The sequence below is a fragment of the Amycolatopsis sp. NPDC003731 genome (assembly GCF_053586895.1).
This window is the reverse complement of the sequence record NZ_JBSFNC010000105.1, coordinates 1-25,990: the sequence shown is the minus strand read 5'-3', so window position 1 is coordinate 25,990 and position 25,990 is coordinate 1. Positions and strand designations below refer to the sequence as shown.

The 25,990-nt window shown below is 67.7% G+C and carries 24 protein-coding genes; 11 read left to right on the top strand and 13 right to left on the bottom strand.

All coding sequences use genetic code 11. The annotated features are described in order from the left end of the window. The first annotated feature begins 327 nt into the window (after nt 1-327). From ACWDN5_RS33030 to ACWDN5_RS33020, 3 genes are all read left to right on the top strand, one after another. A complete protein-coding gene (locus ACWDN5_RS33030; RefSeq protein WP_449679035.1) occupies nt 328-540 on the top strand; it encodes a three-helix bundle dimerization domain-containing protein in 213 nt (70 codons plus the stop codon). A 489-nt stretch (nt 541-1,029) separates the two neighbouring features. Next, on the top strand, nt 1,030-2,406 hold the full coding sequence (locus ACWDN5_RS33025; protein ID WP_449679034.1) for an ATP-binding protein: 1,377 nt from the start codon (nt 1,030-1,032) through the stop codon (nt 2,404-2,406). A gap of 488 nt (nt 2,407-2,894) precedes the next feature. After that, on the top strand, nt 2,895-3,020 hold the full coding sequence (locus ACWDN5_RS33020; RefSeq protein ID WP_449679033.1) for a hypothetical protein: 126 nt from the start codon (nt 2,895-2,897) through the stop codon (nt 3,018-3,020). Nucleotides 3,021-3,473: 453 nt separating this feature from the next. Here ACWDN5_RS33020 and ACWDN5_RS33015 read toward each other — a convergent pair whose 3' ends face one another. Together ACWDN5_RS33015 and ACWDN5_RS33010 are read right to left on the bottom strand one after the other, a co-directional pair. Then, complete coding sequence (locus tag ACWDN5_RS33015) at nt 3,474-3,665, bottom strand: hypothetical protein (RefSeq protein ID WP_449679032.1); 192 nt, start codon at nt 3,663-3,665, stop codon at nt 3,474-3,476. A gap of 162 nt (nt 3,666-3,827) precedes the next feature. After that, nucleotides 3,828-4,427: a hypothetical protein gene (locus ACWDN5_RS33010; protein WP_449679031.1), complete on the bottom strand. Its 600-nt coding sequence runs from the start codon at nt 4,425-4,427 to the stop codon at nt 3,828-3,830. A gap of 157 nt (nt 4,428-4,584) precedes the next feature. Between ACWDN5_RS33010 and ACWDN5_RS33005 the strand changes: the two genes are divergently transcribed. After that, complete coding sequence (locus ACWDN5_RS33005; RefSeq protein WP_449679030.1) at nt 4,585-7,770, top strand: CHAT domain-containing protein; 3,186 nt, start codon at nt 4,585-4,587, stop codon at nt 7,768-7,770. Nucleotides 7,771-7,844: 74 nt separating this feature from the next. Here ACWDN5_RS33005 and ACWDN5_RS33000 read toward each other — a convergent pair whose 3' ends face one another. Both ACWDN5_RS33000 and ACWDN5_RS32995 read right to left on the bottom strand, forming a co-directional pair. Then, nucleotides 7,845-8,429: a three-helix bundle dimerization domain-containing protein gene (locus tag ACWDN5_RS33000; RefSeq protein WP_449679029.1), complete on the bottom strand. Its 585-nt coding sequence runs from the start codon at nt 8,427-8,429 to the stop codon at nt 7,845-7,847. 93 nt (nt 8,430-8,522) lie between these two features. Then, complete coding sequence (locus tag ACWDN5_RS32995) at nt 8,523-9,110, bottom strand: hypothetical protein (protein ID WP_449679028.1); 588 nt, start codon at nt 9,108-9,110, stop codon at nt 8,523-8,525. 518 nt (nt 9,111-9,628) lie between these two features. Between ACWDN5_RS32995 and ACWDN5_RS32990 the strand changes: the two genes are divergently transcribed. Then, entirely contained in the window at nt 9,629-10,018 is a 390-nt protein-coding gene (locus ACWDN5_RS32990) for a hypothetical protein (RefSeq protein ID WP_449679027.1), read from the top strand. Nucleotides 10,019-10,332: 314 nt separating this feature from the next. Here the strand turns inward: ACWDN5_RS32990 and ACWDN5_RS32985 are convergent, their stop codons facing one another. Then, the gene (locus ACWDN5_RS32985) at nt 10,333-10,935 is read right to left on the bottom strand and encodes a GNAT family N-acetyltransferase (RefSeq protein WP_449679026.1); all 603 of its coding nucleotides are present in this window, start codon (nt 10,933-10,935) and stop codon (nt 10,333-10,335) included. Nucleotides 10,936-10,990: 55 nt separating this feature from the next. Then, nucleotides 10,991-11,683 (bottom strand): hypothetical protein, encoded by a 693-nt coding sequence (locus ACWDN5_RS32980; RefSeq protein ID WP_449679025.1) that lies wholly within the window; start codon nt 11,681-11,683, stop codon nt 10,991-10,993. Between the two features lie 716 nt (nt 11,684-12,399). On the opposite strand from ACWDN5_RS32980, the gene ACWDN5_RS32975 reads away from it, so the two are divergent. Beyond that, nucleotides 12,400-13,095, top strand: coding sequence for a GAF and ANTAR domain-containing protein (locus ACWDN5_RS32975; protein WP_449679024.1), 696 nt, complete (start codon nt 12,400-12,402; stop codon nt 13,093-13,095). Nucleotides 13,096-14,445: 1,350 nt separating this feature from the next. On the opposite strand, the gene ACWDN5_RS32970 is transcribed toward ACWDN5_RS32975, so the two are convergent. From ACWDN5_RS32970 to ACWDN5_RS32945, 6 genes are read right to left on the bottom strand one after another with little or no spacing between them, the layout of a single operon-like run. Then, nucleotides 14,446-14,577 carry a hypothetical protein gene (locus ACWDN5_RS32970; protein WP_449679023.1) on the bottom strand — a complete coding sequence of 44 codons (132 nt, stop codon included), beginning with the start codon at nt 14,575-14,577 and terminating at the stop codon, nt 14,446-14,448. Nucleotides 14,578-14,616: 39 nt separating this feature from the next. Continuing rightward, nucleotides 14,617-15,186, bottom strand: coding sequence for a DUF3558 domain-containing protein (locus ACWDN5_RS32965; RefSeq protein ID WP_449679022.1), 570 nt, complete (start codon nt 15,184-15,186; stop codon nt 14,617-14,619). A 35-nt stretch (nt 15,187-15,221) separates the two neighbouring features. After that, entirely contained in the window at nt 15,222-15,944 is a 723-nt protein-coding gene (locus tag ACWDN5_RS32960; RefSeq protein ID WP_449679021.1) for a WXG100 family type VII secretion target, read from the bottom strand. A 3-nt stretch (nt 15,945-15,947) separates the two neighbouring features. After that, nucleotides 15,948-16,316 carry a hypothetical protein gene (locus tag ACWDN5_RS32955; RefSeq protein WP_449679020.1) on the bottom strand — a complete coding sequence of 123 codons (369 nt, stop codon included), beginning with the start codon at nt 16,314-16,316 and terminating at the stop codon, nt 15,948-15,950. Beyond that, complete coding sequence (locus ACWDN5_RS32950; RefSeq protein WP_449679019.1) at nt 16,313-16,618, bottom strand: hypothetical protein; 306 nt, start codon at nt 16,616-16,618, stop codon at nt 16,313-16,315. The genes ACWDN5_RS32955 and ACWDN5_RS32950 overlap by 4 nt, the downstream gene beginning before the upstream one ends. Next, nucleotides 16,615-17,034, bottom strand: coding sequence for a YbaB/EbfC family nucleoid-associated protein (locus tag ACWDN5_RS32945; protein WP_449679018.1), 420 nt, complete (start codon nt 17,032-17,034; stop codon nt 16,615-16,617). Before ACWDN5_RS32945 ends, ACWDN5_RS32950 begins: the two co-directional genes overlap by 4 nt. A 768-nt stretch (nt 17,035-17,802) precedes the next feature. On the opposite strand from ACWDN5_RS32945, the gene ACWDN5_RS32940 reads away from it, so the two are divergent. Beyond that, nucleotides 17,803-20,520: a KAP family P-loop NTPase fold protein gene (locus ACWDN5_RS32940; RefSeq protein WP_449679017.1), complete on the top strand. Its 2,718-nt coding sequence runs from the start codon at nt 17,803-17,805 to the stop codon at nt 20,518-20,520. A 22-nt stretch (nt 20,521-20,542) separates the two neighbouring features. Next, nucleotides 20,543-20,710 (top strand): hypothetical protein, encoded by a 168-nt coding sequence (locus tag ACWDN5_RS32935; protein ID WP_449679016.1) that lies wholly within the window; start codon nt 20,543-20,545, stop codon nt 20,708-20,710. Nucleotides 20,711-21,193: 483 nt separating this feature from the next. Here ACWDN5_RS32935 and ACWDN5_RS32930 read toward each other — a convergent pair whose 3' ends face one another. Further along, nucleotides 21,194-21,874, bottom strand: a complete 681-nt coding sequence (locus ACWDN5_RS32930; protein ID WP_449679015.1) for a hypothetical protein — start codon at nt 21,872-21,874, stop codon at nt 21,194-21,196. 451 nt (nt 21,875-22,325) lie between these two features. Between ACWDN5_RS32930 and ACWDN5_RS32925 the strand changes: the two genes are divergently transcribed. The 3 genes from ACWDN5_RS32925 to ACWDN5_RS32915 all read left to right on the top strand — a co-directional run. Further along, complete coding sequence (locus ACWDN5_RS32925) at nt 22,326-23,330, top strand: hypothetical protein (RefSeq protein ID WP_449679014.1); 1,005 nt, start codon at nt 22,326-22,328, stop codon at nt 23,328-23,330. A 403-nt stretch (nt 23,331-23,733) separates the two neighbouring features. Further along, entirely contained in the window at nt 23,734-24,192 is a 459-nt protein-coding gene (locus ACWDN5_RS32920; RefSeq protein ID WP_449679013.1) for a hypothetical protein, read from the top strand. Nucleotides 24,193-24,281: 89 nt separating this feature from the next. Beyond that, nucleotides 24,282-25,990, top strand: a 1,709-nt coding sequence (locus ACWDN5_RS32915; RefSeq protein ID WP_449679012.1) for a tetratricopeptide repeat protein, incomplete at its 3' end; no start/stop codon positions are given.

Below are 25,990 nucleotides of genomic sequence, written 5' to 3'. Positions count from 1 at the left end.
GTGACCACGCCGGTCCACGGCGTGACGCCTGCGCTGCACCTGGCCGCCACAGTCACCTTGGTTCCGCTGCTGACCGACGCCGCAGGCTCGACGGGGCCACTGCCGGCCGCCGACACGGCAGCGCATTCGTGGGCCGTGCCCGTGGACACTGGTGGCGATCGTCGTCGTCCTCGCCGGTCTCGCCCTCGTGTCGGTCGTCCGGCGCCGCCGGCGACGGGCGCCTTCATCGCCGGGCAGTCTGTGAATTCTTCTTGTTCACCTGGGGTTCACCTCGTGGTCGTCTCATAGGGCATGTTGTCCATACCACGGCCGACCGGAAGGTGAACGATGAGCACGTTGGACACGATGGCCTCCGAACAGCTCGACACCCACCTCGCCCAGCTCGAAGACCGCCTGGGCAAGGACTACGCGAACGTCGCCCACAATCGGCTCCACGCGATGGTCGCCCGGGAACGCGCCCGGTTCGCGGGCGCCCGCATCCACGCCTTCGTGCCCATCCTGATCGAACGAACGGTCCGCGCCGCGCTGACCACCCCTTGAAAACACCGGAACACGCGAACGGCCGCGCCCGGAAATGGCATCCGGTCGCGGCCGCAGCGTCGGGCAACCCTTAGTTGTAACCCATTTCGTCGGGTGACGCGCCGTTGTACCCCATCTCGGCGAGGACGGCCGTCGGCGCCGCGCTCCCGGCGGCGGCGAAAGTCGCAAAAGTACTCAAAGCACCAGCCGCGAGCAGGGTCAATGCGACCGCGGCGACCGCTCGGCGAACCAACATCATTCCTCCGGTGGTCAATCGGGGCGAAATAGCCTTCCGTGCCAGGCGGACGCTCCCAGGTACGGCACAATCAGAGGACAACAGATGGTTAAGGACCCGCCAACGTCAGGCGGCCATATCGCGTCCGCGCGGCTTTTCGAACGACGATCGAAGCGCGCATTTCCAGAATCGGAATAGCGGGTTTCCAACCAGTCGCGCCGACATGTCGAGTACACCTCTTGTTCAACATCTGTTCTTCTTCTATTATCGAGTGTGTGCAACCGCTCACGGACGGTGTCGACCTCCTGATCGGCCGGGACGGTGAGCTGTCCCGGCTGGCGAACTGGGTGCACGACGTCGCCGCCGGCCGCGGGCGGGCCGTCCTGGTGGACGGCGAGCCGGGCATCGGCAAGTCCGCCCTCGTCCAGGCCGCCTGCGCGGTCGCCGCCCAGTCCGGCTGCCAGATCTTCCGGGGCGCCGGCGACGAACTGGGTCAGGCACTCCCCCTGCTCCCCATACTGGACGCGCTGCGGATCACCGGCTCCGCGCCGGACCCCCGGCGAGGAGCCATCGCCGGGCTCCTGCGCGGCGACACCGCGCGCGGCAAGGGCGCGGATCTCGCCGCGGCGGCCGCCGAGCAGCTGCTGACCCTGGTCGACGAGCTGTGCCAGACCGGCCCGGTAGTGCTGGTGGTCGACGAGCTGCAGTGGGCCGACCGCGCCACCGTGGCGGTGTGGGGCAGGCTCGCGCGCTCGGTCCGGCAGTTGCCCCTGCTCCTGATCGGCGTGCTTCGCCCGGTACCCCGCCGCGACGACCTACGCGCGCTACGGGGGATCGTCGGGCCCGCCGAACGGCTGCGCGTCGGCCGGCTCACCGAACCGGCGGTGCTCAAGCTCGTGGCGAAGCTGGCCGGCGGCAAGCCTGGCGACCGGCTGGAGGAGCTGGCCGGCGACGCCGCGGGAAACCCCCTGTACCTCACCGAACTGCTCGACGCACTGACCCGGAGCGGGTGCCTCGCCGTCGACGACGCGGGGATCGCGGAGCTGACCAGCGGGCCCACCCCCGACTCGCTGCCGGAAGCGATCGCCGACCGGCTGGACTTCCTGTCGGAACAGACGCGAGCCGTGCTGCGGACGGCCGCGCTGCTCGGCGTCGGCTTCTCGGTCGCGGACCTGACGATCGTGGCCGAAGCCGACCTGACCGTCCTCCTCTCTGCCCTCGACGAAGCACGGGCCGCGGGCGTCCTGGTGGCCTCCGGCGACGACCTGGCGTTCCGGCACCCCCTGATCCGCACGTCGAAAACGAACACGATGAAGGCCGCGTCCGCCCGCTCCTACGGCCTCGCCCCCAGCGACAAAGGCGAGTACGACCACCTGATCAGCCTTGAACTCGGCGGTGCCCCAGACGACCCGCGCAACCTATGGGTCGAACCCGGCAAGATCCCGAACCCGAAAGACGCGGTCGAGAATAAACTGCACTCGGCCGTGTGCTCCGGCCTGATCCAGCTCGCCCCCGCGCAGAAAGCCATCGCCGGCAACTGGGTCACGGCGTTCGACACCGTCGGCTTACGAATTGCCAACGGAAAGGTGTGCCTGCGCGACAACCCCACCAGCTGCGTGACAAGCCGCCACGGCGACGAAAACGGCAGCTGACTTCGCGTGAGCCCACACCGCAACTGGCAACGGCCCGGCGCATCTACACGACGCGCACTTCGTCCAATTCGCCCGTTCCAATGGTTCCGGCAGGACGGAATCAGGACGACGTCCGGGGAATCGGCGTCTCATGTCTGCCTCCAATGGCCGATGGCGCTAGAAGGCGCCAGTCGTGCCAGAATGCCCCGGATGGGTTCCGGGGGCCGATGCCCCGCCCGGGATCCGGGCATCGGCGCGTCACCCGTCTCGGTGAACTCCGGATCCAGACGTCATTATCGCGGCCACGCGACCTCTTGCCTGACGCTGAGGTGATCGGTCCGGCACGCCCCCCGACCGGCCCGATTACCGCCAGTCTGGCTCGGCGGGCGGTACAACGCCCCCCAGTGTGCCGCCGAGCCTTAAACCCTCAGCCGGTCTCCTCCCGGTCATGCGCCCGCGCGAACCGTCCTACGGCAACTCGCAATAGTGCAGGTCGACGGAGCCGACACATGACCGTGTACCCAGCGACGACGGGCCGCACCCAGCTGAGGACACCGTGCTATCCCCTGAGCCTGTTCGGCATGACGGACCTGGCGGCCGGTTCGCACACCGTGCAAGTCGAGTGCACGGAGTAACAACAACCCGGCCGCCGGCGCCGCGGTGTGCGCACTGGACGCCTTCTCGGCTCGCTGAAACATCAGCGAGCCCAGGCGTCGCGACCCTGAACCGGCGACGGATCCCTCCCCCGAGCCGCCGCCGGTCCGCGGCGCCCACTTGCGCGGCCCCGCGTGAACGCCCGGCTCCGTGGCAACCCGGCCCGGTCGAGCATGCAGCGCAAGGCCTGATCCCTACCGGGTACCGCTCTGGAGCGGGCTGAGGAGCAGCAGCGGGCGATGGCGTGAGTCCGAGGTGGCGGTCGTCGTCGCGGACTCACGCCCTTGCGAGCCGTGACGCCGGGCAACTGCCGACCGGCGCCGAGCCCCGGCAGGGCGACAGCGGCGTGCGGGCGGCCTGCGACCGCACGCACCTCGCCGCACCGGCTGCGCAAGGCGCGTCCGGGTCCTTTGACTGCTGCGGCCGGGCGAGCCTCAGGTGCGCGGCCCCTGCCGCCGACCGATCGAGCGGCCGATGAAGAAGCCGAGCAACAGACCGATGACCAACCCGATCGCGATGAAGAAGACCACGGTAGCCGCGGCGATCTTGCCGACAGTGCCGAGAAAGCCTTTGGCTTCGAGCTCCTGCGCCGTCGTCAAGGCGTGGACGAGCAAGTGGTGCGTCATGATCCCAGAGTGGCACCGGCCACCGCACCTTGCACACCGGAAGGCAACCCGGCCGGGGCAGGAAGACACGGCGACTGCTCGGCAGGTTCGGGAACGCGCGCACCAGCCCATCGTGATCAGCTGCCTACGCGACAACACCGGCCCCGGGTTGCGTGGCGTCCCTTAACCTTTGATCAGAACTACGCAGATCGCTGCCGAAAGTACGCCGACCGCAACCACCTGGACGGCGATCGCCATGAACAGCATCACCGCCCTGATGCTGTTCGCGCGTTGCGTCGCCCGAAGTTGGGCTAGGCGGGTGGCGGTGACCTTCTTGCGGGCGGCGTCTTCCGTCCAGTCCCACCGGGACGGCAGTTCCTGGGCCAGCCGGACCGGGTCCACGACCCGGTCGATCTGTGGCAGTGCCGTCATTGTCGCGGCCACCGCCGAAACCGCGAACGCGATTGACGCAATCACAATCAAGACGCGCGCCGCCGAAGGCAGATGATAACGGTCGACTTTCGTGACAAGTGCCGCGAACGCGAGCATGAGCGTGACCAGTGCCCCGGACGAGGAGATGGTGGTCCGAGCCCGCAGGTCGATGGACTCCCGGCGTTGATCCTCCGTGACCGCGCCGTCCTTGACCAGCTCCGCGAAAACGCTGCCGGCATTCGCCGGTTCACCCTCGTCGTTCGACTTTCTCTGACCCTGTTCCCGTGCGCGGATCCGAAGCCCTGACCACGGGCTTGAGGTCGAACGGCTGCCATTCGTCAGGAAGCGCATCGCCACCATCCTCACTCGGCCGGACAGGATCGGACTGCGATCCGAACGAGTCACTCACCATTCACCTCCGACATCATTTCCTCTAGACTAGCCGGTCAAGGCACTGCGCGCAGCCATTGGAGGAGACTTGTCCCCTCGTTCATCCGACCTGGTCACCGTGCTGTCGGCACTCCTCTTCGATTCCGTGAGTGACAAACAACGAAAATCTGTCCTGCGTGATCATGAAGAGTTGCTGCGCGACGAAGCGACCGACGGCTTTCTCGCGGTGCTGCACAGGACCAGGCCGCCCGGCTCGGCCGTCAGCCGCTACGTCGAGCGACTTCGGATATTCGTGGACTATTTTCGTAACGACGGCTACCGAGGTGAGCGACTGACCATCGAACAGGAAGGATTTCCCCGGTACGACGGTCGCGAGGAGGAGTTGGACACCGCGTGGGGGCGGTCCGAGGTAAATGTCGCCGCTGACGTGTGCTTGACCTTGCTGACGACGGCATCGCCCTGGATCAGGCGCCGGATCGTCGCGGCGTTCCCCGACATCTTGCTAGACGGGCCAGGCATCGGCGTATTTGCCGCGATGCGCGACACGGCCGAGAACGACAGCACCCGGCGCGCATACAACCAGCTCATCGACTCCTTGGAAACCGCTCGGACCGGCGGCCTCGACTCGGCCTTCCCTAAAACAGCGAGAATGACCAGCGCGATAGGGCCGCCCAACGATCGCGGACCGTCATATCTGACCAAGGACGAAGCGGTACATCTTGCCTTGAACGAATACCTGTACGCCCCGACCTGGGATCGTCGACATGCCGCCGTCATGAAGCACCGTGAACTGATCCTGACAGGCGAAACCTGCGCACTGCTTGCCGCCAGCGAACGCTCCCAAGCAAGCGGTACGCAACAGCGTACTTGGATAGCAGTCGGCAGGGAAAAACTGGAGTCCTGCATTAGATACGGCATCGACGAAACGTTCAGCGTCGAGCTCCCGCCCACGTTCACGCCAATCGTCCGCAACCCGTTCAGGTACTTCAAGGATAAGGGGCACACGGATCTTACGAAGCCCGAGGACGCGCTCTTCCAGGTCGAGGTGCTCAGGCAGCACATGATGTCAATCGACCGCGAAATGGCGCCCGTCTACTGGGGCGTAATGAATATTTATCTGGTCGACATCCTCGCCCAGTTCCCGTCCCTCGAAAACGGGGCGTTTTTCGGCGAAGAAGCCATCATATACGGTCACCAGGCGGTACAAATCTTCGATTCGTACGTTGATCCGTCACGGCAGTGCGAGGCCCGGACACTCCTCGCCCGCGCCTACGTCATGCGGGCGAGGGGAGACCGGCCGGAGAACTCACGGCGAGCCATTGGGCTTGCCCGCAGTTCCTACGACATCGCGGTCGACAATTCGCTTTCAGCCCGCGCCGCGGGCGCTGCGGTGACCCTGGCGGAAGCGTTCACCGCGAGACCCGACGGGTTTCGCCTCGAAAATCTGCGCAAGGCGCAGGAATACTGCCGCGAAGTTCTCAAGATATCTCCCGACGAAATCGGGACGCCGACGTGGGCCAAGGCCAACTTGCACCTCGCACAGGCAATTCTCTTGACTCCGGACAGCAATGAAGGCGTTCGACGAGAAGGAATTCGGGCCAGTAGGCGGGCAATAGCGGCACTGGAGGCGCTGCCCAACAGTTCATTACTGCTGTACGCGAGGCTCTGCCTGGCCCAACTGTACGGGCTGGTCAGGCCGGGAGCGCAGCAGGCCGCGTACGAACTGTGCCTGCATCACATCAACAAAGGGCTGGAAGCCGTCAGCCGCACGGAGATGCCGCTTGACTGGGCGACCGCCCATGTCGCTCTTGGCGGCGCATATCTCAGATACGGTCGCCTCGACCGGACAAAACTGGCACTGGCCTATGACCACCTGCGAGCCGCGTCCGACGCCTTCGCCGACACTTTGCCGTATTTCGAGATCGCCACGCTCAACATTCTGGCCGAGGTCTACTTCGAGGAAGAGAATTGGACGGAATGCAGCGCCCTGCTGTCCAGCGTAACCGATGTGGGCGCGTTCACCGAGGGCATGACCGTAAACGCCACCGGAATGCTCGCTGAGATCGAGCAAACGACGGATGCGTACGAGAAACTCGCTTATTGCCTGTATAAAATGGGCCGGCTGGACGAGGCACTTCTGCGCCTGGAGAACGGCAAGGCGAGGTTGCGGATGGACCGGGTGGCGCAGGTCTCGGATAGATACCAGCCACCTCCGCTGGTCGAGATCCCGTGGCGGGACCTATCAGACGCCGGTGCCCTTGTCCTGCCACTCATCACCGACCACGGTGGCGTCGTGTTCGTCGTCACCTGGAAGGACGGTTCACCAGTCCTCTCGCACGTACCGATGCCGGGCTTCACCAGACAGATTTCAACGATGATGTTCTTCGGTTCCCAACTGCGGCCGGGCTGGTTCCCCGCCTACTCAAGGTGGCTGCGTAAGCGCGAAAATGGCACCGAGTGGCTGACGACGTTGATCGACACGTGCAGGCTGGCCTGGGCGCTGCTCATGGGCCCCGTTCAGAAGCACCTTTCCGACATAGGCATACGGCCAGGCGCCAATGTTGTTGTACTGCCCGGGCAATGGCTCAGCCTACTTCCCCTGGCCGCAGCGGGCTTCATCGCTGACGGGAAGCCGAGGTACTTCGCTGACGACTACACCGTCTCCTTCGCGCCCAATCTGCGCGCCCTGGCTGCGAGTGCAAGGCATGTGCGGAGCCGTACTCATTCACAGAAACTCCAGGCGCTCGTGGATCCAACCGGAGATCTGCCGGGCACTCACGCCGAGTGGGCGGAGATAGCGAATGTGTCTCCCAGCGCGACCGCGTTGCAGGGTGAACAGGCCTCTCTGGCCGCTCTGCGTGGCGAACTGGCAGACGGATGCGGTTACCTACATTTCGCCTGTCACGCGCGATTCGACTGGCAAGACCCACATAAGTCTGGTCTGCTGTTGGCCAATGGTGATCTGCTGACCCCAGCGATCATCGAGCAACTGCCGTTGGATTCGGTTCGACTGGTAACCCTGTCGGCGTGCGAAACAGGAATTGTCGAGAGCGAGCGCACGCCGAACGAGTTCATCGGGCTGACGAACGCGTTCCTGACCGCCGGGGCGGCCGCGGTGGTCAATTCACTGTGGGCCATCGAGGACATGGGAACGGTTCCGTTGATGGCCGCGTTCTACGGGTTTCTCTTCCAGGACCACCTGCCGCCGGCCGAGGCGTTGTCGAGGGCGCAGGCCCATGTCCGCGGCCTGCCGGGATGGTCGCACCCCTACTACTGGGCCGGCTTCGTATGCGTTGGCGCCTAGGTTGCGTCTACTAATTCCGGAAGTGGTGCGATAAATAGTGATGGTTTCGGCGAGCAGGACACCACCGAGGGCGATCAGCGCGTACTTGTCGTAGCGGGTGGCCACCTCGCCCACTGGTTCAAGCAGTTGAACGCCCCTTCGTCATGTCGCCCTGCTTGTAAATCTTCGCCTTCAGGACGGAAGTCGGTCTCTGCCGAGCCTTTGACCTTGCCGCCCTCGCCACCCGAAAACCGGCGCCGCGCCGACGTCACGGTCAGCTCGACTTGCTCGCCAAGGACAAGCCGTCGACGCGCGGCGGAGCGTGAGTCCACCCGAGCCGCGACCGCGTCGGCAGCTGGTGCGTCCGGGCCGCGGCCATCCTCGACTCGCCGCAACTGCTCCCCGGCAAGACTGGAACTCGATCGTTCTCCGGCACCCCGACGAACCGAGGAGAGCTTCGACGAACACCCGGCCGGACGTGACGACTTTACGGTTTTGAGGGCCCGCAAGTGACGGAATGCGGCGGGATCAGGCTTGTTCGATACGGTCTCTGACCGAGCGCTCGACCATACGGGCAGGAAGCTGCGGACATCGGCATCGTCGAACCGCCGGCGTTCAGCCGCGATCGCTGCCTGGACGTTGTCACGACGTTCTGCGCCATACTCGTCAATGAGCACCACGAGGCCGGTCTCGATGCGTGACAGATGCGCCGGATCATCCCCGCGTTTGCGGGAAGCACACTTGCTGAGCTGCAGCGATGGAGCACTGTCTGGTCAATTTACTTCAGTTTGCCCTCGCGGGGGGGTTCTCGGCGCGGAAAGCAGCGCGTGTACCGCGTCGGCGGTGACGGCCTCGCGAGCGTGGTAGAGGTCGAAGCCGCGATGTGGTGGCTGCCCGGCCGCGGTGTCGGTGAGGGCCTGGGCGCCAAATGCGCGGATGGTGGTCAGGGCGGCGATCAGTGGCGTGGCGCCGGCCAGGGTGTTGGTGAGGGCGGTGACCGTGGCGGCGTTGAGGCTGATCGTCGTCCACGGCACGGTGGTGAACTCCTGGATCGGGACGTGGTCGTCCAGGACGTCGGTGAGCGCCAGGTGGATGCCGTTGGCGCCGGCCGGGATTTCGCGCAACCGCCGCAGCACCGTGGGTTCGCCGGTGAGGGCGTGAGCGGGGATGGCCAGCTGCAGCCGCCCGGGGGCGAGGCCGCTGTCGGCCGCGCGTGCGGTGAGGGTGTCCAACAGGACGTCGTCGTGGACGGTGCTGCCCGGCAGGCTGAGCAGGATCGCCGGCGCGGGGACAGGGCCGGCGGGCCAGCTGGCGGGCGTGCTGGGCGGCGGTGGTGAGGATGTGCGGGAGGGCGGCGGCAAGCAGGCCGGTGTGGTCGGCCAGGTCGGTGATGGCGTCCAGGTCGCGGCGGAATCCGTTGGGGCTGACCCAGTACGGGTGGGGACGGACAGCGATGAGTACTCCGGCCGGGGTTCGGATGGGTGATAGTCCAGTTGCAGGCGCCGGTGTCGAGCGCGCTGGTCAGCTCGGCGAGCAGCTCGACGCGGTGATGGTAGTCCTCACCGGATGACGGGGTGTGGGGGTCGGCGTGTATCCAGGGGGCGCGGACGTCGGCGCTGTCGTGCAGGCCGCGGCGGGTGCGGCGCAGCAGATCGTCGAGGGTGTCGGCGGGCCGGGCTTCGGCGATGCCGATCCGGGGGCGCAGCTGGATCTGGTGCGCGTCGATGTGGATGGGGGTCGCGCAGCCAGTCGGAGAGTTGTCTGACCAGGTGGATCACGGTGGACCAATCGGTGAGATTGTAGAGCAGGACGAGAACGTCATCGCCGCTGCGGCCGGTGAGCTGGCGGTGTCGGGAGGGGTCGTGGGCGCCGCGGATGCGTGAGTGCACACGAAGCTGCGGTCAACCCGTTCCTCCCGCCCGAGGTCGCTCCTCGGCCGCTGTGGCGCACGGAGGCTGACGGCTGGCTTCTGCTTGGCTTCGAGCACTTTCCCGGCCATCACGTCGACCTCTTCCCTAAATCGGCCGACCTGGATCCGGTGCGGGATGTCGTCACGGCGATTGCAGCGGGCCTGAGCACGGTGTCCGTCGACGCGCCGTCCCTGGCCGAGCAGTGGGCGAGACTGGCTGCCTGGCGACGACTCGCCAAGGACACTCCCGATCTCGATCCATGGGCCTGCGACCACCTCGACGAGCTGACGAGCTGGAGGCCACCGCGGTCGAGCACGTCTCGGGAAACACGCTTGCCCACACCGACCTGCACGCCTTGAACCTGCTCAGCAACGACGCAACGGTTCAGATTGTCGACTGGGCCTGGTCATGAAACGCCGACCCGGCAGTCGATCCGGCTTTCCTCATCACCCGGCTCATCGAGGCCGGCCACGATCCTGCAGCGGCGGAGGCCTGGGCGGAGCAGCTTCCGTCCTGGCAACAAATCCCCGCCGAGACCAAGACGGCTTTCGCGGTTGCGATTTGGGGTATCTGGGAGTACCTCGAGCGCCATCAGCCGCTGGCCCACCGCGCCGCTCTGACCGCGGCCGCCCGATCATGGGCTCGGTTCAGGCTCGACCTCTGATCTCACCCGTCACAGGTGATGACAGGGTGGCCCGGGTCGGCGCATGGCGATCCGGGCACGGAACGACTGCGCCACGGGGCCGTCGGGCAGCGGCGCCGTCCACCGATAGGCGGCGGCACGAGCCACCGCGGCCGCGACCAGCGTGCGGCCGAACCCGAGACGCCGGTACTCGACAGCGACGTGGACATAGTCGAGGGTGGCCGTTCGACAACTCGCGCACAGGCTGGCAGTGACCGCGCCGACCTCGGCGCCGTCGAGCTGGAGTTCGATCCGACCGGCCAGCATCCCCCCAGCCGGTGGACGGGCGACCAGGGCGAGTCCCTCTCCTGGGGCCGTCTCGGGCGCGTGCTGAACGGTGACGTCGAGGTATGCCCACTCGGCGAGGCGCCGGGCCTCAGGCTCGCAGCCTTCATGCGCGCGGCAGACCTCGCACAGCGTGCCATGCAGCCGGTAGCGGTGACTGTAGGGCTTGAGCTTGCCGTAGAGGTCCAGATCGAGCCGGTGGCCACGCAGGCAGGTGACGACGTTGCTGGTCGCCGGTCGGACCGGAATCAGCCCGCCGAACTCACCGCGCGCACCTGACCGGGCCGGGCCGCTGGATTGGTCGATCACCAGGCATCACGCAACAGTCTCGACCAGCTCGTGCGTCGACGCTCCGATATGCACATCATCCAGCGGCCTCCGACAGCCGGCGGTCGGCGGTCGCGTCCACGGCAGCAACGGCACCGCCAGCACCCGGCAGTTGCAGCGAAACGGCGCGCGGACGGGCCGCGGCCCCACGGCCACGGCGGGTCGCGACGACCTCCCGCCTTGCCAGATGACCGAAGCCGTCGTCGGCGAGGCCGCGCCACCGGCGTCTCGAGACGCGGAGCTCCAGGTCAGCGCCCGGCCACGGGCCGGTGGTGAGCAGGACCCCGCCGCGATTGCGGGTACGCCCGGCCAGCCGCCGCGCGAGCTGCGGCTGGACGCCGCGGGCGGCCGCCGGGCCGAGCACAACGAGGTCGAACCCGTCGATCAACGCTGACACGACCGCGGCCAGCTCGGCTCCCGGCTCCGGCACCAGCGCGAGCCGGTCCAAATCCACGCCCAGCTCGGCGGCCGCCGCCACCCCGACGGCCGGCATCCCGGCGATCGCAGCCCACGACCCCTCCCGCGTCGCCTCAGCCAGCAACGCCAAGACCAACGCCGTCGAGCCCCGGACGGCCACAGCACTGCCACGCCGCAATCCGCCCGGCACCAATCCGGCGAGGGCCGGCGCCACCGGGAGGAACCCGGTCTCGAGCGTTGGCTTGCCGAGTTGCGCGGCCGTGCGGACGCCCGGGATCGCCGCGAGCCCGGCCACCGTCTCCGGCACCGCCACCACGCACCTCCAGCACCACGAACACGCACCGGAGACGCCCACGAGGGGAAGCCGCGAGCGAACCCGAACCCATCGAACACCTGTTCGGATACTGCGAGACGGCGTAGCCGCTGTCAAGTCGAGAGCGAGCGAAGTTGCATCTGCCACAACAGCGACCGGGCCCAAGTGTCCGCAGGTCAACCGGCTGCGTCGGCAGCCTGACTCCCGGCAGGCGAGGGCATGGCACCGACGCCGCTCGTCGACGATCGCAGCGGGCGAGACTTCTCCTCGTCTTCCTAGAAGCTGATTTCGTGGCAGCTGAGCGGCCGGACCGCTGTTGACCGCCTCGTGGCTCCCTCGGTCCTGATGGTCATGCGGCAAAAGACCGGCCGTAGGCCAGCGCGGCCTTCATCGACGTCCGCATCGACTCGGCGGTGCGCAGGGTCTGGCTCAGCAGACTGCCGCCCTGCAGGTGAGCAGGGCCCCATCGCCAGCTCGCCGAGGCCGGATGCGCTACCGGAGGTGTCCGGGCTGATCAGGTGAGCTGACAGCAGCCACCCAACTCAGAGCATCGGCCACGCTGCGGTGCACGGGCAGAACGTGCTCCAAGCCGAGCACGTCGATCGGGCGCAGCAGTGCTCGCGCGCGACCGGTAACAGCGAAGGGCACCCGAGCCACGGTCGGCGATCCGCCGGTCCCGATACGCTTGCGTGCAGGTCAGTGCGGGAGGGATGGGCATGACTGACAAGGGCTACGCGACCCCGGATCTGAGCGGCGCGCTCAGCGCCATAGCGCGGACGCTGCAGGCCGAGCCGGACGTCGACTCCACCCTCGCCGCGATCGTCAAGGCCGCCGTCGACCACGTCGACGGCGCCGAATACGCCGGTATCTCCCTGATCGAAAAGGGCGGCGGGGTCCGCACCGTCACTTCGACCGACCAGGTCGTCGCGACCCTCGACGAAATCCAGCAACGCACCCGCCAGGGCCCCGGCCTGGACGCCATCGCCGACCACCAGGTGTACCGGACCGGCGACCTCACCCAAGAGGCCCGCTGGCCGGACTTCTCGCCCGAGGCCGCCCGCACCGGGATCCGCTCGCTGCTGTCCTACCGCCTGTTCGTCACCGACACCACCCTCGGCGCCCTGAACCTCTACGCCCGCGCCCGCAACGCCTTCAGCGACCGCACCGAAGCCGACGGCACCCTCTTCGCCACCCACGCCGCCATCGCCCTCGCCGGCGCGCAGACCGAAGCCCAGCTGTACACCGCCGTCGAAAGCCACGATGTCATCGGCATGGCCAAAGGCATCCTCATGGAACGCCACGACCTCGGCCCGGCCGACGCGTTCCGGATGCTCGTCGAGTCCTCCCAGCAAACCAACCTGAAACTCCACCAGGTCGCCGCCTGGCTCGTCGAACACCGTCGCAAGGCTTAGGCAGCAGACCCGCAACTCGACCTCACGCCCGACGCCGGGCATCACGCGTGTCAGCTACTGACTGGTTCCACGTCATGACGACGGTCGTGCCATCCCTCGCTCATGCCAGCACCTCGCGCGCGAGTACGTCCTCTGACGAGTCGATCATCGTGTCAGCACACTCGCCGAGGCCGTTGGATCATGCCGAAGCGTCAACTCCAGCGGGTCGAGGCCGCGCTCCTCCGGTGGAAATCGGGTCAGGCTTGACGTCCGGCGCGCCGACGACCTTCTCGTCCAGGACGTGAAGCTCAAAACGGCCGGTGTCGTAACCCCCGATGTCCCACGCGAGGTCGCTATTGCCCACCCGCCACTCGCGGCCGCTGGATCGCTCGCGCACCAACCACGCCACAAGGCCTCCTGACTTCTCGGTCTCCTACGCCAATAACCTAGCAAATGGTAGAACACACGTTCGATAAACGTCGTCCCAGCAACGCACACACTCAGCGTTCTCCACAAGTCGCACCTGCTTGGACGCAGGGCGTCCAGCTCGGCACATGGCGATCCGGGCACGAAACGACTGCGCCACCGGACCGTCCGGGAGCGGCGCTGTCCACCGATATGACGGTGCCCGGGCCACCGCGGCCGCTACGAGCGTGCGGCCGAAGCCGAGGCGCCGACACCCGGCGGCGACGTGGACGTACACGAGGGCGGCCGTCCGGCACCTCTCGCAGAGGCTCGCCGTCGCGGCGCCCACCTCGGTGCCGTCCAGATGCAGTTCGATGCGACCGGCCAGCGTCCCTACACGGGCGAGTGAGCGATCAGGACGAGCCCGGTGCCCGACGCCGCGCCGGGGCCGTGCCGGACCGTGACGTCGAGTTGTGCCCCACACGGCGAGGCGCCGGGCCGTGGGTTTGCAGCCTACGTGCTCGCGGCACACCTCACACAGCCAGCCATGCAGCGGTAGCGCTGGGCTGAAGGGGCGAGCTTGTCGCAGAGGTCCAGGGTGAGCCCGCGGCCACACAAGCACATCTCGGTCGTCTTAGGGGTCGGCCGGACGGGGGGATCAGAGCACCGAATTCGCCCGCCCGCCCGAACGGACGGCGTCGCTGATCATCGAGCGCCTCGCGACCGCCTCGGGCCGCCCACGTGCCGCTGCGACGTGCGGTTTATCCGGTAACCGCGCGCAGCCCACGGCCGACTGGCTCCCCACTGGCGGCAACAGCACCGCCGGGTCCTGGAAGCCGCAGCGCGGCGGTGCGCGGGCAGACTGCTGCGCCGCGGCCGCGGCTGGTCAGGGCGACGTCGCGAAACTCCAGGTGGCCGAAGCCGTCGTCGGTGAGACCGCTCCACCGGCGGTTCGTCGCGCGCAGCTCAAGGTCGCGCGCCGCGCTCGATGCCGTCGGGGTGGCGATCTTCGAGCTTGGCCAGCACGGTGCGCGGTATGACCGCGAGGTTCCAGCGGCGGCCGGTGAGGACCGCGAGTGGGGTGTGCCACGCACGCACCCGATCGGCGTGGCCTACCTTGAGAAGGTCGGCGGCTGTCTAGTTCTCGCGAAGGTTGATGATGACGGCTTCGGCCATTTTGGCGACTCCGCCGCAGCGGTCGTCGGCCCAGTAGTTGTGGGGCAGGTCCTTGCCGGTGATCTGGAAGGTGAGCATCTGCTGGTCGGTGACTTGGACGGCGACCGAGCAGTCGTCGGTGCTGCCGCGTTGGTGGTAGACGATGGTGGGCAGGCCGTCGATCGAGGTTTCGGTCCACGGCTCGAACAGGTCGCCTTTCCGCGCCGGCGACTCCGCCAGCTCGGTCAGGGTGCGCGGGTTTTTGGCTGGTTTCGAGGCGGTGGCGTTTGTGCCGAGAGGTGTGGCCCAGGAGCAGCCGTAGAGGGGCGCGGTGGTCTTCCGGAACACGCTCACGTCGGCGGGTGGATCGGCGACGACGGCGGCTACCTGCTCTTTGGTGAGCAGGCTGCACGGGTCGGTTTCGAACTTGCCCAGGTGGAGGGGCTTGTCGACCTGGTTCAGCGGCAGCGGCGCACCGGTCTGCGCGGGGGCTGGTGGCTGGGTCAGCACGCGCTCGGGTGTGGACGGGCCGCACCCGGCGAGCAGGCTCACCGACACCAGGGCGGCACAACCGAGCACTCGTGTCCTCATGCGGGAGCCGCTGACGGGTCGATGCGCCATTGCTTCTCGTTGTCCATTCCGGAGTTGGTGGGCATCGGGGGCAGGTCGGGGAAGTCGGTGTCGCCCTGCACAATGGCGATGGCTTGCGCACGGAAGTCACCGAGGGTGGTGACGGCCTGGGCGAACAGCCCGTTGATGGCGGTGACGAGGTTGGCGAACGCGTCCACGACCGCGTCGACGACCTCCTTAGAGGTGAAGACATCGACGATGGGAATCGCGGCGGTCGCGATCGCGACGATCGTCTTGTAGCCGAGCTTGCCGAGCTCGACGGCGCAGGTGCCGATGAACTCAATGGCTTTGCTGTAGGTCTCGATGATGCAGCCGGCGATGCCGGAGAGGATGCCGGACATGCTGCCGACGACATCCTGCTGATCGCCGAGCGCTTTCCCGACGTGGTCGGCGTAGGTGTTGAACTGGGCGGCGGCGCGCCCGCTCCAGGTGCCGGCCACCGCCTGGACGGCGTTGTCGATGTCGTCGCCGGCGTCGGCGAGGGTGTGGTTCTTCGCGAACTCCGTGGCCATGTCCTGGACCTGGAACGCGTTGCCGAGCAGTTTGTTGCGGACGTCGTCGAGCAGTTGGATGATGTCGCCGCGGCCGAGCAGCTCGGCGATCTTGCGGATCTTCCCGTCGGCTTCGTCGGGATAGGGCTGCGGCGCCGCGGGTGTTGGCGGGGCGGTCGGTGCGCTCACGGGTCAGCCCATGCCCTTCTCCAGGTCGCGCAGACGCTGGAAGTCCGCTTCGTCCTGGGTCTCGTAGTAGTCGGCCGCCTTGTCCAGCGCTTCGCCGAACTGCCCCAGCTGCATCGCACCTTTGCCGGTCTTGTCGCGGATGTGGGCGATCGCTTCGGTGAACTTCTCGACGACACCGGCCCGAGCGCCCAGCATGCCCACGTCGTCATCGCGCAGGACCACCTGTGCCAAGTCCTCCTGGCCGAACTTGAGCACCTTGTCGCGGGCGGCGAACACGTCGTCGGTGGCCGCGCGCAAGGCCTGCGGGTAGACCTCGAAACCCGAGCCGGCCGCGGCGGTGCCGAACGGGTTGGTGAAGTTGCCGTCGTTCATCGGACCTCCCGCGCCGCATCGTCAATCATGGCCTTGCGGCGCGCGGCGGCGGCCGATTCGGCGCCGGCGACCGCGCGCAGGACGTGCCCGGCAAGGCTGGCGCCGGTGTGCCCGGCGACCGCATCGCGGGCGAGGTCCACCGACACCAGGCTGCCCAGGCCGTCCACGGTCACGGTGCCGAGGCCCGCGCCGATGTCCAGCACCAGCGGCAGGGCCTCACCGGCCTGGGCTGCCTGCTCCACCGCGGCCACGCGCGCGTCGATTTCCTTCGCCAGGTGGTACAGCTGCTCTTCGCTTGTCACCAGCGTTGACCTCCTGGCTCCGGCTCGTCGGTCAGGAAGTCCAGCTCTTCGAAGTTGTCCTCGTCGTCCGGCGTAGTCTCGCGCCGGGCCGGCACCGCAGCGACCAGTGGGCGCGGAGGTGTGGGCGGTGGCGGTTGCTTGCCGAACAGGGCGTTCAGCTGCGGGAGTGCTGAGGCGTTGGCCGCGGCGCGGGCGGCTCGGACAGCTTCGACAATGCTCAGGCCGAGCTTCTGCACGTGCGCGCCATGCAGCGCCCGGTCCTCGATCCGCAGGTCGAGCAGCTTTCCCTGGCCCGTGACCACAGCGGTGACCAGCCGGTCGCCCGAGCCGGCGGTGTGCCGGGCGACAGCAAGCCGGGCGTCCAGCTCGCTGGCCTGCTGCTGCATCAACCGCACATCCCGCCTGGGTGCCGTCATGACCGCATCACGAAGCGACGCATCCATCCCCCTACTCCAGGTCCCGCCATCATGACGGAACGTGCCCACCCGGCACCCTACTGCGCCCCGGAGACGACGCAACCACAGCCCGCACTGGCAGGCTCATGTCCTCCTGATCGCCAGTTGAGCGCGCTGCACTGACTCCCGCCACCTGAGCCGCCAGTCCGTTCCGGTGCAGCCTGCCGGGCGGGGCACTGTCCCAAGACCGACCTTGGCGACCTCGCGGTCCTCCTCGACGCCTCCGGCCCCACCGTCAGCCCGAGCGAGTGCCCGGCTCGACGATCGACCGGCCCACGTGGCTCGCGACCAGCTCGCGCCGATCGCTGTGACGTCGCCCAGAGTCACTTGATCTCGCGGCCGCTGCCGGAGAACCGCCTGGCGGCATAGCTGCAAGCCCGGACGATCAGGACTAAAGGTGCACGAGGGTGACCATGTCTAACCAGGGACCGCCTGACGGCCTCCCGACCGGTCCAGGTCAGTATCGCGACGCCCGGCGAAGACGACGGAGGTTGACAAATTTGGGACAGCCACCCTGGCGCCGTCCGGGATCACTTCAGCGGATCGTCAGGGCCCGACATGCGAACAAAGCTCCGGCCAGCGACCCCGCGTTGACGAGACGCCACCTTGCAGCAGGACGGTCGAATCGAGGTTCGTGACGTTGTAGTGCGGCACCCGCTCACCCGCCGACCTCCTCGGGGCCTCAATGCGCGGCTGAAGGCGGAAACTCATCCCGACTATCGTGTGTCCATGCGGCTGCCCGATCGAGACGCCTCCAATACCGTGCTGATCGGCCCCTTGAGCACCGAGCTGGCCGCGGTCCTCACCGACTCGCAGCTGGGTCCCGCGTTCGACTCGGACAGATGCCTCATACTGCCCGCTGATCCGCAGCTGAGCGAGGCTGTCTCCAGCTTGGCAAAGGCAAGCGTTCAGGCCACGGACACGTTCCTGGTCTATTCCGACAGCGATTCGATCTCCGTGAACCAGCGGGCCGAGAACGTGGTCCGCGGCAGCCGCGCCGGAACCCGGGTCCTCATCCAAGATGCGCGCTACATCGCCGCAAGTACGAATACACTGCCCGGGGTCTTGGTCATCGACACCTCGACGCTCGCCCAGATCATCCAGCGGATGCGCGAGGGCATGCCGGGCGAAGGTGAACTGTTGTCTCTGAAAGCGCTGACCGGTTTCGCCGGCACCGGGAACGCGCCGAGCGATATCGCACTCGCGCGCAACATCGCCCTCTTTGCCGCTCTTGCCGATGACTACGACAGCCTCAAGGACACCGCCCGGAAGCTGCTGCGGCGCACCGCCTTGCTGACCGCGGACGAAGCACTCGACCTGGATTTCGCCCGTGTCCTCCTGCCAGGGGTGATTCTGCCTGCGGTCGAGCAAGCATGGCTGCAACTGCGAAAAAGCATGTGGCTGAACTGGACCACGGACGACGGACTGGTCTTCCGAACATCGGAAGTGCACTCGGCCGCGCGGCAACGGCTGGCTTCCGAGGAAAGCGGGGACGTGGTCGAGCAGCTGCGGTCCGCGTTACGGGCGGAGCGCGCCGTGAGAGCGGGGATAGCGCCCCGCCCGCAGCTGTCCCGAGACTTCTGGACCGTCGAGGACCGGCTGGATTACCGCTTGCACGCGGATGCGGTGGCTGCGTTCATCAAGCACCGTGACTCCGTGCCACCCTTGACGATCGGCGTGACCGGGCAGTGCGGCGCGGGCAAGACGTCGCTGATGCGGATGATCAGAGCTCAGCTGGACCCGCCCGAGGCAGATCGTCCCCGCCGGATTGAACTCACTCAGCACTCGCGCGCGACGCTGGCGAAACGCCGGTGGTGGCGTAGGCAGGCGACGCCCGACCGCGGCGTGAGCAACGACGAACTGCTCCAGCACGCCTCCGCACCGGCCGGCGAGGAGATCGGCGCAGCCACACCGGCGCCGGAGGTGGCGGCACCGTCGGCGGCCTGGCGGGCCACCGTGTGGTTCAACCCCTGGATGTACCAGAGCACCGAACAGGTGTGGGCCGGACTCGCCGACGCCATCGTCACCCAAGTCACCGACCGACTTCGGCCAGGCGACCGGGAACGGTTCTGGCTACAGCTGAACCTGGCGCGGGTGGATCGGCTCGCGGTGCGTCGCCGGATACACCGGCTGGTGCTGGAACGCGTAGCGCCGTGGCTGGCCGCATTCGTCGTCGCGGCGGTGGCCGCCGGGGTGGTGTGGGCGGTCGGGCTAGGCACCGAACTCGCGCGGTGGGTGCTGGCCGGTGGGGCCGGCGTGGTCACCGTCGGCTCGGTGTTCGGATACGTGGTGGGGCGCGGACAACGGGCGATCACCGCGTTCACCCGGTTGCTATCCGGACCGACTGCCGGGGCAGTGGGCACAGACGCCAAAGGCGTGGCCGACGCGGCGTTCTCGGACCTCACGTACACCGGCAAGGCCGGGTTCCTGCACGTCGTGCAGGCCGACATGCCCCGGGTGCTGCGGTTGGTGGCCACCCCGGAACGACCGCTGGTGGTGTTCATCGACGACCTGGACCGTTGTTCGCCGGGCGTCGTCGCGCAGGTCATCGAGGCGATCAACCTGTTCCTCGCCGGGGAGTTCGAGAACTGCGTGTTCGTGCTGGCCATCGAGCCCGACGTGGTGGCCGCGCACGTCGAGGTCGCCTACGCGGAGCTGATAGAGAAGCTCCCGGGCACGGAGGGCACGCTGGGCTGGCGATTCCATCGTGCAACTGCCGATGAGCCTGCCCCGGGGGCCGCTCCACCGGTCACGCCGGTAGAGCCCGGCATCGCACTGGGGGCCGGCACGAAACCCACGCCCGGAGGGCCGGTACCCACTCCGACAGATGTTCCGGCCGAGCTGGCAGTCGAGTGGGCGGAAGCCCAGATCCGCGCCTTCAAGCCCACGCTCGCGACCATGCCCGCGATCGTCGGCGGCGTCGAGTCGCATCTCCGCTCCGTCTCCGCGGTGCTCGATCCCCATGGCTTGATCTCGTACCCCATCGACCTCGCACGGATCACCGAGCTGGTCGAGATCGCAGCCGACCGCGTGTACTTGCAGCTACACAGCGACGCTTATACCGATGCCACCGCGTTCACCGCGCTCGAGGCAGCACTGCCTGGGCTGCGGTCAGCCAACCCCCGCGAAATCAAGCGTTATGTCAACCTGTTCCGGTTCTACTCGTTCCTCACCGTCCGTCGCCGGGGTGGACCCGACGGCCCCGAACTCGCCAAGCTCGCCGTGCTGGCGATCCGCTGGCCTGACCTGCTCTCTACGCTGACTAAGAACCAGTCGGCGGTCCTGTGCGAGCTCGAAACTGCCGCGGCAGCTGACGACGCAGGCTGGGAGCACGCGCTCACCGAAACCGGTTGCCTCGTCGAGGCGGACGCCGACCGCCGCGCGGCCCTCCGCGACTTCCTGACCCACGGACCACCCATCGCCGACGATGCGCACGCTCTGTTATAGGCGCCTTTCTCAGGTCGAAGCGATGCTCCGAACATCGAGCTTGGTGAAGGTGTGCTCGGTGCCGTCGGTGTCGATCGCCTCCCGTGCGGAGACCCCCGTGCGGATGGACGCCTCAGCGCGGTACGGGCACCTCCTGCAGGACCCGTCCCTGGAAATCGAACTCGCCAGGATCGTCGAGCAAGGGCGGTAACGCGGGGAGTTCAGGGCGGGCGTCGACGGCGACCAGGCGCGCCAGCTGCTGGCCGCCTTCTACTTCTCGACGGTCCTACGCTGGATCCGCGGGGAACCGGCCCCCTTCGACCTGCACGAGCGCCTCGCCAGGGCGCTCGGCATCGTCCTTCAGGGCCTTCTTGTCGGCGAGGCAGATGCCGGGGAACCCTGAGTTCCCTGGTGATCAGTGGGAAAGCCGCTCCAGTTGCGCTTGTTTTGGTCTCCACTCCCCAACCGGCCTGGGCGATGAGTCCGGCGTGCAGGACGACGCCGAAGAGCGCGAGCAACCGGGTCGGCACCCCAGTCGGCGATCGGGCACCGACGTGGCGGAGGCGATCGAGGCCGACGTGTTCGGTCCCTCCGCACCGAAGAAAAGCACACACGTGCCATCCGACCGCCGACTCGGTGCGCGCTCGGACGACCGCATGGCAGCGGAAGGGACGACCATCCCGCGAGCCGCCGGTCAGAACTTCGTGACCACGGTCATCGCTCGTGTAGCAGCCCTTGCCAGTGTGTTGGTCGAACCTGTCCAAGGCGTGCGCTTCGCGTGCTCCGCCAGCGTGCCGAGCTTCAGCTCGGGTGCCCGGAACTCCATGTCTTTCACGGCCTTGCCGCACTTCTCCAATTTCCCGGCCAGCCCGAGGCTCTGGCGCAGGAGCTCGGCCGGCTCCTCCCGCAATTGCGCAGCGGGGTCATCCGCGAGAAAGCCGGCCGCCTCATAGCCTGCTCGACCGCAGTCGATCAGGACTTTCCTAGTCGGCGAACCTTTCGCACCGAGGCGTGCGAGCGCGTCGACGACCTTTCCTTGACGGCTCTCACCGGCCGTGTCCTTGAACAGGGTCAGCGTCTGCCAGCCGAGTGTCGAGGATTTGTCGAGACGCAGGTGCAGTTGCTCGGGTGCCGCCGCGACGACGGCGTGCTGGCCGGGTTCCACGGCCAGCCCGGGAGCCGCGCCGCGGATTTCCCTGAACAAGCTGACGTCGGTGGGCACCGGGAGTGCCGCGGATGGTGACGCAAGCCCTTCGGGGCGGTCGACGATCCAGACGGTCGACGAATTGTTCACGACGTTCACCGTGCGGAAGCCGATGTCCGAGCACACCGCAAGACCGGCCTGCGCCAGCGCCTCGGCAAAGTTTTCGGTCACCAGCCGGAGAATGTACGGATAAGAACCGACACACGCTCTGTCCGTCGCAGGCGGCACAGTGCTCGGCGTCGATGACTCCACGATGGTCGACGTCGGCGTTGACGTCGAGGGAGGCGTGGGCGGTGGCGGTGGCAGCGGGTTGCAGCCACTGCTTGCCAGGACCGCGGGAACCAGCAGGAGTACGACGGCTCGCCGCCGTGAATTCTTCGGTCGCATGTTTTCCTCCTGCCGTCCCAGAGATCGGTAAGTCGCCAGTTTCTCCGCGACCGTTACGACCACCCCACCCCGGCAGTGATCACAAATACGCATAGCCAATGTTTTTCACGACATGGCCGGATATCGTGATTTCCCCAAGTCGTCAGTACGCCGTACGGGTGCAAAGCACGGGCCCCCGTCACGGAAAGGCTTCCGGGACCGACTACAAAGTGAACGACATCTGCAGGGATTTACCATGGTCAAGCGAAACGATGAACCCACCGGCCGCCGCCGCACGAGTCCGCCGGCCCCGTCACATCCCGGTTTCCTTCGCCGTTGGTGGAAGCGCATCACCGCGACGATCGTCAGCCTTGGAGCCGTTGCCGCCGCCCTCACGGCGATCCTGTCGGTCCGGCTCCCCCACGACGTCGAGGACACTGCCAAGTTCACCGACATCCGGGCCATCTCGGGAGTCCCCCTCAGCGAGTACCAGCAGCGGCTGGCGACGGTCGTCCCCAAGGCCTTCGGCGTCACCTCGCCGGGACCCGGCACGGCCAAGCCCGGCACCAAGGCGACGGTCACCACCACCTCGACCTCGACAAAGTCATCCTCCTGCCCAGGCAATGCCGTTCCCACCGGCTGCGTGGCCACACTCCACCCCACCACCCCGACGACCTCCCCGGCCTCGTCGAGCCAAGTCACTTCGCCTGCGCCCGGAAGCTTCCGGCTGCCGATCGGACTGGATCAGGACAACCTGCATTCGCGGGTCGGCGAAGTCGTCCGGCGCGCCGAGACCGATCCGAAAATCTCTCTGCGCTGCCCCGATGACGGCCGCGATGCGGAAAGATGCCTGCCGGTGCTCAGGATGCTCAACGCCACCTCGGTCAGCCCCGAAGGTGATCCCGTCACTCCGGACGTCGCCGTCGAACACGTGCTCAAGATTCTCAAGAACGCCCGCACCACGCCCCGGAAGGAACCGGTGGGTGCCATCGTCAGCGTGGACGTCGAACTGGGCGGACTCCGCGGCCGGACATTGCTGCTGACCTGGTCGATGTGGCAGAACGGAGGCAAGACCCGCCTCCATGGCGATTGGCTGAACAGCAACCTCGTCTACCGTTTGCAACCGACGACGGATCACGACACCACGACCGTGGATCTCTGGGTTCCCCTGCCGAAGGCTGCCGGGACCTACTTCGTCCGCGTCGACCTCGACCTCGACGGAGCACGTCTCATCGGCGGCAACAGCCCGTCGTTCGAGTGAAACGGAACTGAGGTCCGGGCACGGCCGCGACCCGGTCGAGCTCGATGCGCCGGCCGCGGATCATCGAGACGGCAGGACAACGGAGGCGCTGCCCCCAGGGCCGGTCACGGTGGCACGGACGTGACCTCGGCCGGCAGCCGTACGATCGTGACCTGCCAAGTCCGCGGTGAGCCGACGTCGTGGTGCTCATGGCCTGCCCGACCAGGTCCAGGATACGGTCGACGGGCACCTCGCGGAGGTCGAACCGCGCGACCGGGGTGCGGTACACGCCGGTACCCACCAGACGTCGATGGCCGGATCCTGAGGCGACGTGTCCATGCCTGGTCGTGTTGCTCTCGAGCGGGCAGCAGCGACTGTAAACTGTGGTGCCCGGTTGGGTGCGCTGCGTGAGGGGAGCTGGCTGGTGGGATTCGAGGTCGTGCTGGGTGCGTTGATCGCGTGGGCCGCGGGCAAAGCCCGACGGGCCGGCAAGACGCTCGATGGTGTCGCGAATGAGGTGGTCGACGCTGTCGCGGCGAAAGCTCGCGCCAAGGTGCTGGGGCTGGTGCTGGGAAAGGTCGGGACCGACTCGGCGGTCGCGAAGCTGGAGGCGGAGGTCGCCGCGTCCGGTGAGGTGTCGGAGCTGACCCGCAAACGGGTTGAGCTGGCGGTCACCGCCGCGCAGCACGACGATGCGGATTTCGCGACAGCGCTGGCCGCGGCCGTTACCGAGGCCGAACGTCACGGCGAGGTGGTGGCGACCCACGGTGGGACGGTCATCTCTGGCGTTGCGACGTCTACCGGCTCGGGAGACGCGTTCGGTGCGGTGGGGTCGGTGACCAAGGTGGTGGCGCCGGACCCTCAGACGCCGGGCCGGGCCTGACGCCGCCCGCCCCGGCAATCACCTGCCCGACGGCGTCAAGCCCGCCTGTCGCCATCACCGGACATGGCCATGCCGGCCCGGGCGGCACTGTGATCGGCGCGGTCAACCAGCTCACCATGATTGCCGCAGCCGAGCCGGGTCCGGCGGCGCTTGTGGAGGTGTTGCGTCCAGGCCGGGCCGCGGGCCTGTTCGTCGGCCGTGAAGACGAGGTGGACCAGCTGCTGGGCCTGCTCGCCCCAACTCCTGCGGCGTTTGGACCGGATGCGGGACGGTGCGCAGTTGTGGTGTCGGCGGTGGCCGGGATGGGGGGCATCGGCAAGACCGCCCTGGCCTTGCACGCCGCGCTGCTGGCCGCCAGCCGCGACTGGTTCCCCGGCGGGGCGCTGCTAATGGATCTCCACGGCTACGCTCCCGGCCAACCGCCGGTGCGGCCGGAGCAGGTGTATGCGTCGTTGCTACGCGAGCTGGGTGTGCCCGCTGACCAGATTCCTCGCACATCAGTCGAGCAGGCCGGCCTGTACCACCGAGTTCTCGATCAGCTCGCTACGGCGGGCGCGCGGGTGTTGCTAGTGCTGGACAACGCCGCCGACTCGACCCAGGTGCAGGATCTGCTCCCCCGTCAGCTCGCACATCGTGCGCTGGTCACAACCCGCGACGTCCTGGACCTACCGGACGCACGCCGAGTCTTCCTCGACGTTCTCAGCGAGTCCGGAGCGGCTGACCTGCTGACCCGGCTGCTGCGCGCCGACAACCTGCAGGATTCGCGTCCAGACACCGACCCGACGGCGGTGGCGCGGCTGGTCCGATTGTGCGGGCGGTTGCCCTTGGCGGTGCGGATCGTCGCGGCGATTCTCGTTGACGAACCCGCTCTCACCGTCACGGCGCTGACCGACCAGCTCGCTGACGCCGAGACCCGCCTGCACGGCATGGCTTACGCCGGCGGAGATGTCGCCGCGGTCATCGATTTCTCCTATTGTCGCTTGGCGGCCCACGCCCCGGAAGCGACAGAGTTGCTGACGTTGCTGACGGTCAACCCAGGACCAGACGTGTCTACCGAGACCGCCGCCGCGATCGCCGACATCCCCACCGCGGTGGCCGCGACGCGGCTGCGGGCTCTGCGCGCGGCGTCGCTACTGCAGCACACCCCGTCCGGCCGGTGGCGGCTGCATGACCTGCTCGTCCTCTACGCCCGGCGCCACCTCGCTCCCGATGCCGCAGATCAGGCCATCAGCCGTCTGCTGTCGTACTACTGCGCCACTGCCGACGCCGCCGATGACTATTTACGGGCTCTGCCCAGCCAGCCGCTTCGAGACCGGTTTGTCGGCCGGCAGGATGCCTTGGACTGGTTCGACGCCGAACACACCAACCTCACCGCCGCCGTCGCTCACGCCTACCACAACGGCTATCTCGACCACACCACCCGGCTTGCCGCTTGTCTGAAGGGATATCTGAGATGGCGGTGGCATCTCAATGACTGGGTCACCGTCGCCACCCACGCCTCTTTCGCAGCCACCACACTCACCGACCCACAGCGGCGGGCCGTCGCGTCGAACAACCTCGGGCTCGCGTTGCGGGCGGCGCGGCGGTTCGACGAGGCGATCACGGCGCACCAACGGGCCGTCGACATCTACCGGGAGCTGGGCGACGATCATGGCGAAGGCCAGGCGTGGAACAACCTCGGGCTCGCAATGCAGGAGGTGCGGCGGTTCGACGAAGCGATCACCGCACACCAGCAGGCCATCAACATCCACCGCGAAGTAGGCGACCGCCGCGGCGAAGGCCAGGCCTGGAACAACCT